At 68.6% G+C, this 12,700-nt stretch carries 12 protein-coding genes; 3 read left to right on the top strand and 9 right to left on the bottom strand.

From position 1 onward, the window contains the following. Nucleotides 1-80 precede the first annotated feature (80 nt). A complete protein-coding gene (locus MQH31_RS04455; RefSeq protein ID WP_243011074.1) occupies nucleotides 81-1,088 on the top strand; it encodes a ketopantoate reductase family protein in 1,008 nt (335 codons plus the stop codon). A 115-nt stretch (nucleotides 1,089-1,203) separates the two neighbouring features. On the opposite strand, the gene MQH31_RS04450 is transcribed toward MQH31_RS04455, so the two are convergent. Next, complete coding sequence (locus tag MQH31_RS04450) at nucleotides 1,204-1,869, bottom strand: nucleoside/nucleotide kinase family protein (RefSeq protein WP_243011073.1); 666 nt, start codon at nucleotides 1,867-1,869, stop codon at nucleotides 1,204-1,206. A 106-nt stretch (nucleotides 1,870-1,975) separates the two neighbouring features. Here MQH31_RS04450 and MQH31_RS04445 point away from each other — a divergent pair, with 106 nt between their 5' ends. Further along, nucleotides 1,976-2,842, top strand: coding sequence for an HhH-GPD family protein (locus MQH31_RS04445; RefSeq protein WP_243011671.1), 867 nt, complete (start codon nucleotides 1,976-1,978; stop codon nucleotides 2,840-2,842). 76 nt (nucleotides 2,843-2,918) lie between these two features. After that, nucleotides 2,919-3,647 (top strand): DUF72 domain-containing protein, encoded by a 729-nt coding sequence (locus MQH31_RS04440; RefSeq protein ID WP_243011072.1) that lies wholly within the window; start codon nucleotides 2,919-2,921, stop codon nucleotides 3,645-3,647. A 23-nt stretch (nucleotides 3,648-3,670) separates the two neighbouring features. On the opposite strand, the gene MQH31_RS04435 is transcribed toward MQH31_RS04440, so the two are convergent. From MQH31_RS04435 to MQH31_RS04400, 8 genes are all read right to left on the bottom strand, one after another. Next, complete coding sequence (locus MQH31_RS04435) at nucleotides 3,671-3,877, bottom strand: hypothetical protein (RefSeq protein WP_134532743.1); 207 nt, start codon at nucleotides 3,875-3,877, stop codon at nucleotides 3,671-3,673. Between the two features lie 185 nt (nucleotides 3,878-4,062). Further along, nucleotides 4,063-4,554 carry a 30S ribosome-binding factor RbfA gene (rbfA, locus tag MQH31_RS04430; RefSeq protein WP_134532745.1) on the bottom strand — a complete coding sequence of 164 codons (492 nt, stop codon included), beginning with the start codon at nucleotides 4,552-4,554 and terminating at the stop codon, nucleotides 4,063-4,065. A 128-nt stretch (nucleotides 4,555-4,682) separates the two neighbouring features. Then, nucleotides 4,683-7,556 carry a translation initiation factor IF-2 gene (gene infB, locus MQH31_RS04425; protein ID WP_243011071.1) on the bottom strand — a complete coding sequence of 958 codons (2,874 nt, stop codon included), beginning with the start codon at nucleotides 7,554-7,556 and terminating at the stop codon, nucleotides 4,683-4,685. 76 nt (nucleotides 7,557-7,632) lie between these two features. Further along, a complete protein-coding gene (locus MQH31_RS04420) occupies nucleotides 7,633-7,890 on the bottom strand; it encodes a YlxR family protein (protein ID WP_243011070.1) in 258 nt (85 codons plus the stop codon). A gap of 8 nt (nucleotides 7,891-7,898) precedes the next feature. Then, entirely contained in the window at nucleotides 7,899-8,909 is a 1,011-nt protein-coding gene (gene nusA, locus MQH31_RS04415) for a transcription termination factor NusA (protein WP_134532751.1), read from the bottom strand. 135 nt (nucleotides 8,910-9,044) lie between these two features. Further along, nucleotides 9,045-10,808: a proline--tRNA ligase gene (locus tag MQH31_RS04410; RefSeq protein WP_243011069.1), complete on the bottom strand. Its 1,764-nt coding sequence runs from the start codon at nucleotides 10,806-10,808 to the stop codon at nucleotides 9,045-9,047. 132 nt (nucleotides 10,809-10,940) lie between these two features. Then, nucleotides 10,941-12,098 carry a flavodoxin-dependent (E)-4-hydroxy-3-methylbut-2-enyl-diphosphate synthase gene (gene ispG / locus MQH31_RS04405; protein WP_174775023.1) on the bottom strand — a complete coding sequence of 386 codons (1,158 nt, stop codon included), beginning with the start codon at nucleotides 12,096-12,098 and terminating at the stop codon, nucleotides 10,941-10,943. Between the two features lie 140 nt (nucleotides 12,099-12,238). Next, the gene (locus MQH31_RS04400; RefSeq protein ID WP_241976011.1) at nucleotides 12,239-12,607 is read right to left on the bottom strand and encodes an SHOCT domain-containing protein; all 369 of its coding nucleotides are present in this window, start codon (nucleotides 12,605-12,607) and stop codon (nucleotides 12,239-12,241) included. Nucleotides 12,608-12,700 lie beyond the last annotated feature (93 nt).

The following is a 12,700-nucleotide window of genomic DNA, read 5'->3' as shown; positions in this document are numbered from 1 at the left end:
GCGAGAGTACACTTTTGGCCCTTAAGAACGCGTTTTAAGGGCCACAAGTCCGCTCTCGCGGGGGGATCTAGGCTGGAGGGATGCGAATTGCTGTGATCGGTGCGGGTGCCCTCGGCGGAACGTTCGCCACACTGCTGGAGAAGGCCGGCCACACGGTCACGGTGACGGCCCGCGGGAAGGCGCTCGACGTCATCCGCTCGGAGGGCATTCAGCTGACCGGCGGCTTCGGCGACGTGACGGCCCGGCCAACGGCCGTCGAGCTGCTCACGGAGACACCCGAGCTCACGCTCGTCTGCACCAAGGCGCAGGATGCCGCCGCCGCGATCACCGCGAACGCGGCGGTGATCGACGGGTCACCCGTGATCGTCGTGCAGAACGGGCTCGACGGCGTCACGACCGCCCGGCGGATCCTGCCGCACTCCGACTGCTTCGGAGCACTCTCGATCATCGCCGCGAACTATGCGGCGCCGGGACTCGTGACGGTGACGACGCCGGCGCCCACATACCTCGGGCACGGTTCCGGGGACATCGATGCCGGAACCCTCGCCTGGCAGGGTGTGCTCGACGCGGCATTCCCGACCATCGCGATCGGGAACTTCGTCGGGGCCCAGTGGACCAAGCTCGTGGTGAACATGCTCAACGCGCTCCCGGCCGTGACGGGCCTGAGCGTGCAGCAGGTCGTCGACGACGACGGGCTGCGCAGGATCCTGACGGCGAGCATGCGCGAAACCGTCCGGGTCGGGGCCGCCCGCGGCGTGCGTTTCGGGGCGCTCCAGCGGCTCGGCGACCGCCGGTTGCGCGGATTCGCCGGCCTGCCGCTCTCGATCGGTCAGCTGCTGCCCCGCCTGATGCGGGCCAGAATGGGCGACGTGCCGAATCTCGGGTCCACCCTGCAGAGTCTGCGTCGCGGCCAGCTCACCGAGGTCGACCACCTCAACGGGGTCGTCGTGCGGGAGGCCGCCGCGGCGGGGGTCGCCGCGCCGGTCAACACACTGCTCACGGCCCTCGTCCACGAGGTCGAGGCCACCGGACGCCCGCTCACCCCGGCCGAGGTGCTCGTGCGCTTCGCCCCGCTCCGACTGCGGTAGGTCCGCGCCCGGGAATCGCGGGACGGCCGCGTGCCGACGGCCCGCGCGGACGGCACGGGGCGACGTGGGCAGCCGTGCGGGTACGTCGACCAGGCGACGACCCGACGGCTCCGGCTCAGCAGCTGTCGAAGAAGAGGCGGCGGGGATCCGCCGGATTGGCGAGGTCGACGACGGCGGTCGCCCACGACCGGGGCCGGACCTCGGCCCGGTAGAGCCGGTCGGCCAGGGCCTGGTCATCGGGAAGCGGAGAGCCGCCGAGCGCAGGGTCTGTCCCGGTGTCCGCGGCATCACCGAGTTCCCCGGATGGCTTCAGCTCGGCGGCGAGGTCGATGAATGCCCCGGTCGTTGCGGCATCCGCCTCGGTCTCGGTGAGGACGCTGAACGACCAGCCGTCGCGCACTTCCTTCCTGAGGAGGAATTCCCCATCGAGGATGAGGGTGTCGTCTTCCGGTCCGGTCGTGGCGCCGGCCAGACGGAACGGGGTGAGCAGCGCACGGCGCAGCAACTCATAGTCGTACCCGTGACGAAAGAGTCGCTCGGGCGACGCCGGTCCGAAGGCGGCCTGCTCCTGGTCGGAGAGCCGGAAGTCGCCGAGGGACGCGCGCGAGACCGCGTGACCCCGCTCGGCGAATGCGGCGGCGAGGTCGTCGGCGAAGGTGGAGCGGGCGACGGGGTCTGTGCCATCGATCGCGACGATGGTGCGGCCTCGGGCGTAGAGGCTGAGGATCTCGGTGGCGAGGTCGCTGAGGAATTCGGTGCGTGGTGTTGAAACGGGCGTCATGAATCGAGCCTAGGTTAGTGGGGTGAATGCAACCGTCATCTCGCCCGCAGATTCCGCGCCGGCGAGCCCGCCAGCGGCCGCTCCCGAGGGCGCGCCGGTCGGCGCGATCGCGAACGCCGTCAATTCCTGGTTCGGGCTGCACGCTCGGGACCTGCCGTGGCGGCGCGACGGGTTCGGCGCGTGGGGCGTGCTCGTGAGCGAGTTCATGCTGCAGCAGACGCCGGTGACCCGGGTGATCCCGCACCTCGAGGCCTGGCTCGCGCGCTGGCCGACTCCGGCAGACCTCGCCGCCGTTCCGCCCGGCGAGGCCGTGCGCGCGTGGGCGACCCTCGGCTACCCGCGGCGCGCACTCTGGCTGCACGCCGCCGCCGTCGAGATCGCCGAGAACCACGGCGGGGTCGTGCCCGAGGACGTCGACGTGCTCCTCACGCTGACCGGGATCGGGGACTACACCGCGCGGGCGGTCGCCGCCTTCGCGTACGGCCACCGGCATCCGGTCGTCGACACGAACACGCGCCGGGTCATCGCCCGCTGCGTGGCCGGCCAGGCCGAGCCCGCGCCGCCGAGCAGAACCCGCGACCTCGCGGCCATGGACGCCCTGCTCCCGGCGGATGCGTCGGCTGCGGCCGTCTTCAACGCCGGCGCCATGGAGCTCGGCGCGCTCGTCTGCACGTCGGCGCGGCCCCGCTGCTCGGACTGCCCGCTCGCCGCCCTGTGCGCGTGGCGCGCGGCCAGGTACCCCGAATACCGGGGTCCGAAGAAGACCGTGCAGAAGAAGTTCGCCGGCAGCGACCGGCAGGTGCGCGGGCTCATCCTCGCCGAACTACGGTCCACCAGGCACCCGGTGACGGATGCCGAGATCACCACGCTCTGGCCGGAGCCGACCCAGCTCGCCCGCGCTCTCGCCGGCCTGCTCGCCGACGGCCTCGTGGCGGAGGTCGCGCAGGGGGCGTACTCTCTCCCCCACGAATGACCGGACCGGCACGCGTCATCCACGCCGGAAGGAACGCCGGAACGGATACCGATGGGAGCAGGGGGCTGGCACGACCGTGAGCATCCGGATCGGGACGTCAGGCTGGAGCTACGACCACTGGGACGGCGTGCTGTATCCGCAGGGCCTGCCACCGGCCAGGCGGCTCGAAGTCTACGCCGCCCGTTTCGACACGGTCGAACTCAACGCGAGCTTCTACCGCTGGCCGAGAGAGTCGACATTCGCGAGTTGGCGACGCCGGCTGCCCGAAGGATTCCAGCTCTCGGTGAAGGCGCCGCGCGGCCTCACCCATGGCAGGCGCCTCTACTCCCCCGAGGTCTGGGCCGCGCGGATCGCGGCATGCTGGCACGAACTCGGCGACAAGCGCGCGGTCCTGCTCGTGCAGCTACCGCCGGGGATGGAGCGCGACGACGCCAGGCTCGAGTACTTCCTCGGGGCCCTGCCGGACTGGCTCAGGGTCGCCGTCGAGTTCCGCAACGACAGCTGGCTGTCCGATGCGGTCTTCGGGATCCTCGAGCAGCACGGTGCCGCCTATTGCGTCATGAGCGGCGCGAACCTGCCGTGCGTCCTGCGTGCGACGGCACCGTTCGTGTACGTGCGCATGCACGGCCCCGATCACGAGCACCTGTACGGCGGTTCGTATTCGGAGGCCGACCTCGACTGGTGGGCGGACCGCATCCGCGACTGGCAGCGCACCGGACGGGACGTGTTCGTCTATTTCAACAACGACGGCGGCGGCAATGCCGTCCGGAATGCGAGCAGCCTGGCCGCACGCTTCGGGCGGTGACAAGCCCGACCGCCGCGGTGGGGTTACTTGGCGAGCGTCGCGATCGACTGGGCCCAGAGGAAGAACTTGTTGGTTCCGAGGTCGCCGATCGTATCGATGCCGAAGGCCGCTTTGAGGTGTTCCGCGTCGCTGTCACTCACGCCCTGGAGCGCCGCGACGGGCGCCTTCGCGAGCTCCTCCACGGGGAGCGTTTCGTATGCTTTGTCGAGCTTGGCTGCGATGCCGGCCATGAGGTACCTCCACAGTGAGATGGGCCTTCGGGGGACGAAAGCGCTTTTAAGCGTAGTTCTCCCCCGGCTCCCTCGCTAGGTGTCAGACGCCCTCGGAAGCGCGCACTCTGCGCTGAGGTGTCGCATATCTATGCTCACGAGCCTCGTGGACATCGATCTGCGACACCTCAGGGAGGCGAGATTCGCTATTCGGCGTGGTGACCGACGGCGGGAGTCTCGTCCTCGTCGTCGTCCTCGTCATCGTCGTCGTCCTCGAACTCGCGCGGCTTGACGTACGGGTCCTCGTCGCCGGCGTACTGGGCACCCTGGGCGAGTGCACCGACCTGGCTGTCGCGCTCGCGCGCCTCCCGGAGGAGGTCGTCGATCAGGGCGGCGTTCTCGGGGATCGCGTCGGCGATGAACTCGAGCGACGGGGTGAGCCGGGCGGTGATGTTCTTGCCGACCTCGCTGCGCAGCAGCCCGGTGGCGGCCTTGAGGGCGGCGGCACTGTCGGTGCGCTCCTCGAGGGAGCCATAGACCGTGTAGAAGACGGATGCGTGCTGCAGGTCCCCCGTCACCTTGACGTCCGTGATGGTCACGAAGCCGAGCCTCGGGTCACGCAGGCCGCGTTCGAGCCGCTTCGCCACGATGACCTTGATGCGGTCGGCCATTTTCCTGGCGCGTTCCGGATCTGCCATGGTCTCACTCCTCTTTGATTCACAAGTATTCGGAAAACTGGTGGTTCACACTGTCGTGCTGAGCGACCAACGGGCCTCAGACCCCTCACGGAGAGGAGCCGGAGACCCGTCGATCAGACGCTGTCTGGTTAGACGCGCGGCTTTTCCTTCAGTTCGATCGTCTCGATCTCGTCGCCGATCTGGATGTCGTTGAACTTGCCGAGACCGATACCGGCCTCGAAGTCCGTACGAACCTCGGTGACGTCGTCCTTGAAACGACGCAGCGACTCGATGCCCAGGTTGTCTCCGACGACGACGCCGTTGCGGATGACCCGCGCCTTGGCGTTCCTCGTGATGACACCGGAGCGGACGATGACGCCGGCCACGTTTCCGAACTTGGACGAGCTGAACACCTCGCGGATCTCGGCGACACCACTCTGCACCTCTTCGAACTCGGGCTTGAGCATTCCCTTGAGGGAGTTCTCGATGTCCTCGAGCGCGTTGTAGATGACCGAGTAGAACCGCACGTCGACACCCTCACGGGCGGCGCGCTCGCGGGCCTTGGTGTCCGGGCGCACGTTGAAGCCGATGATGATGGCGTTGTCGACGGTGGCGAGGTTGACGTCGCTCTCCGTGACAGCACCGACACCGCGGTGGATGATGCGCAGCTGCACGGAGTCGTCGACCTCGATCTTGAGGAGCGACTCTTCGAGGGCCTCAACGGCACCGGAAACGTCACCCTTGATGATGAGGTTGAGCGATTCGACCTTGCCCTCTTCGAGTGCACGGGTGAAGTCTTCGAGGCTGATGCGCTTGCGGGCCTTGGCCAGCAGTGCGTTGCGCTCGGCGGCTTCGCGCTTCTCGGCGATCTGACGGGCGGTGCGGTCTTCCTGGATGACCAGGAAGGTGTCACCGGCCCGGGGAACGCTCGAGAGGCCCTGGACCTGCACGGCGCGCGACGGCGTCGCGGCGAGCACGGCAACGCCGTTTTCGTCCGCCATCGCACGAACGCGGCCGTAGGCCGTTCCGGCGACGATCGAGTCGCCGACGTGCAGCGTTCCCGACTGGATGAGTACGGTCGCGACCGCGCCGCGGCCCTTGTCGAGACGAGCCTCGATGGCGACACCGCGGGCGTCCTTGTCGGGGTTGGCGCGCATGTCGAGTCCGGCGTCCGCGGTGAGGAGGACGGCCTCCAGGATTTCCTGGATACCGACCTTCTGCTTCGCAGACACGTCGACGAACATGACGTCTCCGCCGTACTCTTCGGCGACGAGCCCGAATTCGGTGAGCTGCTGGCGCACCTTCTGCGGGTTTGCGCCCGGCTTGTCGATCTTGTTGACCGCGACCACGATCGGAACGTTGGCCGCCTGGGCGTGGTTGAGCGCCTCAATGGTCTGGGGCATGATGCCGTCGTCCGCCGCGACCACGAGGATCGCGATGTCCGTCACCTGGGCACCACGGGCACGCATGGCGGTGAACGCCTCGTGGCCCGGTGTATCGATGAAGGTGATGGCGCGGTCGATGCCCTCGTGCTCGGTGATGACCTGGTAGGCACCGATGTGCTGGGTGATTCCGCCGGCTTCGCCTGCGGCGACCTTGGCGTTCCGGATCGCGTCGAGGAGCGCGGTCTTACCGTGGTCGACGTGACCCATGACGGTCACGACCGGCGGGCGGGGCTTGAGTTCCTCGTCGGTCTCCTCGGCAAGCTCCTGGTCGATGTCGATGTCGAAGCCGAGGAGCAGTTCGCGGTCCTCGTCGTCGGGCGAGACCATCTGGATCTTGTAGCCGAGTTCTTCGCCGAGCACGTCGAAGGTCGCCTCGTCGAGGGACTCCGTCGCTGTGGCCATCTCACCGAGGTGGAACAGCACGGTGACGAGGTTTCCGGGGCTCGCGTCGATCTTGTCCGCGAAGTCGGTGATCGAGGCACCGCGGCGCAGACGCACCACGGTTCCGCCGTCGCCGCGGGGGACGCTGACGCCACCCAGCGACGGGGCCTCGCGCAGCTCGAACTCGGCGCGCTTCGTACGCTTGGACTTGCGGGCCTTGTTCTTGCCGCCTCCGCGACCGAACGCACCAGCGGTTCCGCCACCGGGGCCGCGACCGCGGCCACCTGCGCCGCCGCCACCGGCGGGACGCGGCGGGCCGAAGCCGGGGGCACCGGCGGGGGCCCCACCGGGACGCTGGAATGCGGGACGTGCTCCGCCCGCTCCGGCGCCACCTGGACGCTGGAACGCGCCGGGACGCTGGCCGAAGCCGGTCGGGCGGGGAGCCTGGCCGGGTCCACCCGGACGCGGAGCGCCGGGGCGCGGTGCGGCGGGACGGGGGATGTTGCTCGGGGCCGTCGAGGACGGCGGGCGCTGGCCCATGCCCTGTGCGCTCGCGAACGGGTTGTTGCCCGGACGCGGCGTGGGGGTCTTGCCCATGCCCTGGTTGCTGGCGAAGGGGTTGTTGCCCGGACGTGCCGACGGCGGGCGCGGAACGCTCGCGCCTGGCTTGGCGCCCGACGACGGTCCACGGTCTGCCTTGGCGGCCGGGGTCGCCGCAGTCGGGGCGGCCGGGTCTGCTGCGGCTGCCTGCTCGGCGGCCTTCTCGATGCTCGCGGACTTCTCAGCGGCTGCGGCCTTCTCGACGGCAACCGTCTGGCGTTCTGCGACGGTGAGGGGTGCGACGGGATGCGGCGCGGCATCCGTTGCCGGGGCTTCGACGGGCGCGGCGGGAGCCGCACTCGGACGCGCACCCGGCTTGACCGCGAGGCGGGCCGGTGAGGGCCGCGCACCGGGCTTGACGCCTGTGGGGGCACCCGGCGTTGCGCCGGCACCCGGGGTGGTTGACGGGGCAGTGGTTCCGGCGCCGGAAGCGGCGTCGGCCAGCAGCGCCGCGCGCAGGCGACGGGCTACCGGGGGTTCAACACTGCTGGACGGGCCCTTGACGAACTCGCCCATCTCTTTCAGTTTCGCAAGGGCTACCTTGCTGTCGACATTGAGTTCGCTAGCGATCTCATGTACGCGTGGTTTCGCAGCCACAATTCTCCAATTCCGGGTCTGCACCCGGAAAGGGGCAGACCGTTAGTAACGGACGGGTCTCATTTCGAGCCGCTCATTAGTTGTCCATTAGCCAGTTCAGCCTGTTCTCTAGTTGTTTCGCGTCCAGAGGACTGGTCACGCGAAGCGCACGCCCGAAAGCGCGTCGCCGCAGTGCGTCCTGGAAGCATTCGATGCTGGGATGCAGCCACGCGCCTCGACCGGGCAGAGTGGCGGTGTGATCCACCACGAGGTCCGAGTCTCGGGCTACGAGCCTCAGTAAAGAGGCACGAGGAGCGCGCGAACGGCATCCAATGCACGTTCTAACGGGTTCCATCGTACCCCCTATTCCGAGTCCTCCAGGATGCTGTCCGGCTGGATGTCGATTTTGGCGCCGGTCAGCTTGGCGGCGAGGCGGGCGTTCTGGCCCTCTTTGCCGATCGCGAGCGAGAGCTGGTAGTCGGGAACGAGGGCGCGGACGGCCTTGATCGACTGGTCGATCACGTAGGCGCTCGTCACCTTGGCCGGCGACAGGGCGCTCGCGACGAACGTCGCGAGGTCCGGAGAGTAGTCGACAATGTCGATCTTCTCGTTGTTGAGCTCCGCTGTCACGGCGCGGACGCGCTGGCCGAGTTCGCCGATGCAGGCGCCCTTGGCGTTGACGCCGGGCTCGGTCGCGCGCACGGCCATCTTGGTGCGATGACCCGCCTCACGGGCGAGGGAGACGATCTCAACGACACCGCTCGCGATCTCGGGGACCTCGAGGGCGAACAGGCGCCGGACGAGGGACGGGTGGGTGCGCGACACGGTGATCTGCGGGCCCTTCAGGCCCTTGCCGACGGCCGTGACGTAGACCCGGATCCGGGCACCGTGCACGTAGGTTTCGCCGGGGACCTGTTCTTCCGGCGGAAGGATCGCTTCGATCGTGCCGAGGTCGACGTGGATCATCCGCGGGTTCGGGCCCTGCTGGATGACGCCGGCGACGATCTCGCCTTCGCGCCCCTTGAATTCTCCGAGCACTGCGTCGTCGGCCAGGTCGCGGAGACGCTGGTTGATGACCTGCTTCGCGGCGAAGGCCGCGATCCGGCCGAAGTCGGTCGGGTTGTTGATCGCTTCGCCGATGACGTTGCCGTCTTCGTCGAGCTCTGGAACAAAAATGTCGACGTGGCCGGACTTGCGGTCGAGAACGACACGCGCTTCCGGCTCTTCTTCGACGGCCTGCTTCGTTGTCTCACCCTGGTGGGTGTGCTTGACGTATGCCGTCAAGATCGCCTGCTCGATGATCTGCACGAGTTCCTCGAAGGGAATCTCTTTCTCGCGCTCCAACTGCCGCAACACGCTGAGGTCGATGTCCATGGCCGGCCTCCTCTATTCAGATTCTGCCGCCGCGAAACTGCGCAGCGGGCTGGTGTCTACGGTACCCGACGGAACAGGCGCCCGTCACCCCGAAGGGGACGGGCGCCTGTTTCAGACGGCGTTTCTGGGCGGTTCTCAGGCGAAGTGCGCGCCGAGGTTGTCCACGGCGCACTGGATGCGCTCTCCCGTGCGGCGGTCCCACAGCTCGACGATGCCGTCGACGGCTCCGCGTCCGACGATCACGATCTGCGGAACCCCGATCAGTTCGGCGTCGCCGAACTTGACGCCGGGCGAGACCTTGCGGCGGTCGTCGTAGAGCACCTCGCGGCCGGTGGCCTCGAGGGTCGCTGCCACCGCGGCCGCGGTCTCGAAGACGATCTCGTCGCGCCCTGCCGCGATCACGTGCACGTCGAACGGAGCGACCGACACGGGCCAGATCAGGCCCTTCGGGTCGTTGTTGAGCTCGGCGAGGAGCGCGAGGATGCGGGTGATCCCGATCCCGTACGAGCCCATCGTGACCGTGACGAGCTTCCCGTTCTCGTCGAGCACCTTGAGTCCGAGGGCTTCCGCATACTTGCGGCCGAGCTGGAAGACGTGGCCGATCTCGACGCCGCGCGCGAGCTCGACGGGGCCGGAGCCGTCGGGGGCCGGGTCGCCTGCCCGCACGTTCGCAACCTCTGCCGTGCCGTCGACGGCGAAGTCGCGCCCCGCGACGAGGCCGAAGACGTGGCGGCCGTTCTCGTTGGCTCCGGTGATCCACGCGGTGCCATCGACGACGCGGGGGTCGACGAGGTAACGGATGCCCGTGGCCGACGTGTCGCCGAGCACGGCGCCGGCCGGGGCCCACGGTCCGATGTAGCCCGTGACGAGTCCGGGGTGCTTGGCGAGGTCGCCGGGGTTGGCCGCTTCGACCTCTGCGGGGGCGAAGACGACCTCGGCGCGCTTGAGGTCCACGTCGCGGTCGCCGGGGACGCCGACGATGACGAGTTCGCGGGTGCCGTCGAGGTTGGTCAGGGCGAGCACGATGTTCTTGAGGGTGTCCGCCGCCGTCCACTCGCGACCGTCGGTGCGGGGGTGGTTCGCGTTTGCGCTGTCGACGAGGGTCTGGATGGTCGGGGTGTCCGGGGTGTCGTGCACCTCGGCGGCCGGCAGCGCCGTCCAGTCGATGACCGGAGGGACCAGGGTCGTGAAGGCCTCGACGTTGGCGGCGTACCCGCCGGCCGAACGCACGAAGGTGTCTTCACCGATCGGGGTGGGGTGCAGGAACTCTTCGCTCCGGGATCCGCCCATCGCGCCGGCATCCGCCTTGACGATCACGTACTCGAGGCCGAGCCGGGTGAAGATGCGCTCGTAGGCGTCGCGCTGGGCCTGGTAGCTCAGGTCGAGGCCGGCGTCGGTGTAGTCGAAGGAGTACGCGTCCTTCATCGTGAACTCGCGGCCGCGCAGGAGGCCGGCGCGGGGGCGTGCCTCGTCGCGGTACTTGTCCTGGATCTGATAGATCGACAGCGGCAGGTCCTTGTAGCTGTTGTAGAGGTCCTTCACGAGCAGCGTGAAGACCTCCTCGTGGGTCGGCGCGAGCAGGAGGTCGCTGCCCTTGCGGTCCTGGAGGCGGAAGAGGCCGTCGCCGTACTCGTCCCAGCGGCCGGTGACCTCGTAGGGTTCGCGCGGGAGCAGGGCCGGGAAGTGCACCTCGAAGGCGCCGGATTCGGCCATCTCCTCGCGGACGATGGTCTCGATCTTGTTCTTGACGCGGAGGCCGATCGGCAGCCAGGCGAAGATGCCGGGGGCCTGGCGGCGGATGTAGCCGGCCCGGACCAGGAGGCGGTGGCTGGTGACCTCGGCATCCGAGGGGTCTTCGCGGAGGGTACGGAGGAAATAAGACGACAGACGTGTAGGCACCCCCCTACTTTACGGCGCGCGCCGGATACGACTGTTGCCGTTACGGACAACTGCGGCCGGCAAAGCAGGCACAGTTGTCCGGAACGGCAACAGTTGGCGGGGATTGGGGCGGGCGGGCGGGCCCGCGCGGGGCTACCGGGTGATCGTGACGACGGGGGCTCCCAGGGAGTCCTCAGAGGGCGGCATCTCGGCGGCGAGGCGGTTGGCCTCTTCGATCAGGGTCGCGACGATCTCGGACTCCGGCACGGTCTTGATGACCTCGCCGCGGACGAAGATCTGACCCTTGCCGTTGCCGGATGCGACACCGAGGTCGGCGTCGCGGGCCTCGCCGGGTCCATTGACGACGCAGCCCATCACGGCGACGCGCAGGGGCACGGTCATGCCCTCGAGACCGTCGGTGACGTCGTTGGCGAGCTTGTAGACATCCACCTGGGCGCGGCCGCAGCTCGGGCAGGAGACGATCTCGAGCTTGCGCTCGCGGAGGTTGAGCGACTGCAGGATCTGCAGGCCGACCTTGACCTCTTCCGCGGGCGGTGCGCTCAGCGAGACGCGGATGGTGTCGCCGATGCCCTCGCCGAGCAGGATGCCGAAGGCCGTCGCGCTCTTGATGGTGCCCTGGAAGGACGGGCCGGCCTCGGTGACGCCGAGGTGCAGGGGCCAGTCGCCGCGTTCCGCGAGAAGGCGGTACGCCTTGACCATGATCACGGGGTCGTTGTGCTTGACCGAGATCTTGAAGTCGTGGAAATCGTGTTCCTCGAAGAGGCTGGCCTCCCAGACGGCGCTCTCGACGAGCGCCTCCGGGGTGGCCTTGCCGTACTTCTGCATGATGCTCGGCTCGAGGGAACCCGCGTTGACGCCGATCCGGATCGAGACGCCGGCGGCCTTGGCCGCTGCGGCGATCTTGCCGACCTGGTCGTCGAACTTGCGGATGTTGCCCGGGTTGACCCGCACGCCGGCGCAGCCCGCGTCGATCGCCGCGAAGACATAGCTCGGCTGGAAGTGGATGTCCGCGATCACAGGGATCTGGCTCTTCTTCGCGATGATCGGCAGGGCCTCTGCGTCGTCACGGCTCGGGACGGCGACACGCACGATGTCGCATCCGCTCGCCGTGAGTTCGGCGATCTGCTGCAGGGTGCCGTTGATGTTGGTGGTCGGAGTCGTCGTCATCGACTGGACGCTCACTCGGGCGTCACCGCCGACGAGGACTTTGCCGACCTTGATCTGCCGGCTCTTGCGCCGGGGAGCGAGGATTTCAGGTACTTTGGGCATTCCCAAATTGATTGCAGCCACGCGAATATCTTAGGTGCCAGAACTGGGCGGATGCCCGGCCCTGGCGATTTCCGGCTTCCACCCCGAACACCGACTGTTCCCGTTCCGGTCGAGAGTGACCCGTGCAACGGGCACTCTCGACCGGAAAGGTAGGTGTGGGGCTACTGGGGCGGGAGCGGCGCGCCGGGGGCGGGGTCTGCGCGATTGGCGCGGAGCACCTCGAGGCGGGCACGGTACTCGACCTCGTCGATGTCACCCTGGGCGAAGCGCTCGGCGAGGGTCTTCTCGGCGCTCCGGGTGCCGTCGGCCTGCCCGGCCTGGGCCGCCTGCCACGCCTGCCAGCCGGGGTGACCGGAAAAGCCGGGTCCGCCGTGCCGACGCCAGCGCCGGCCGAGGATGGCGAAGAGGGTGACCACGAGGAGAAGGCCGAAGAACGGGATCAGGAAGAACAACCAGACCGGCCCGCCGCCCCAGCCCGGGCCATAGCCCATGTGGGTGGCGAACCCGGTGAGAACTGCTGTCGAAAGCATGGAGAATCCAATCTGTTGAGGACTCCCGGCACGGGAGCCTCGGTGGGAAGAACCGATGAACCGATTCTTCCCGGCGGTGCCTCGCGGGGCATC

The organism is Cryobacterium zhongshanensis (assembly GCF_022760445.1).
Taxonomy (GTDB): domain Bacteria; phylum Actinomycetota; class Actinomycetes; order Actinomycetales; family Microbacteriaceae; genus Cryobacterium; species Cryobacterium algoricola.
Note: the sequence above shows the minus strand (reverse complement) of the source record. Positions and strands in the feature narration are given on the sequence as shown.

Excerpts from the sequence above, each read along its gene's own strand:
- nusA (WP_134532751.1), bottom strand. The coding sequence starts at position 8,909 with ATGGACATCGACCTCAGCGTGTTGCGGCAGTTGGAGCGCGAGAAAGAG.
- MQH31_RS04450 (WP_243011073.1), bottom strand. The coding sequence starts at position 1,869 with ATGACGCCCGTTTCAACACCACGCACCGAATTCCTCAGCGACCTCGCC.
- MQH31_RS04435 (WP_134532743.1), bottom strand. The coding sequence starts at position 3,877 with ATGGCCGGCATCGCAGCCAAGCTCGACAAAGCATACGAAACGCTCCCC.
- rbfA (WP_134532745.1), bottom strand. The coding sequence starts at position 4,554 with ATGGCAGATCCGGAACGCGCCAGGAAAATGGCCGACCGCATCAAGGTC.
- MQH31_RS04455 (WP_243011074.1), top strand. The coding sequence starts at position 81 with ATGCGAATTGCTGTGATCGGTGCGGGTGCCCTCGGCGGAACGTTCGCC.
- MQH31_RS04400 (WP_241976011.1), bottom strand. The coding sequence starts at position 12,607 with ATGCTTTCGACAGCAGTTCTCACCGGGTTCGCCACCCACATGGGCTAT.
- MQH31_RS04420 (WP_243011070.1), bottom strand. The coding sequence starts at position 7,890 with ATGGAACCCGTTAGAACGTGCATTGGATGCCGTTCGCGCGCTCCTCGT.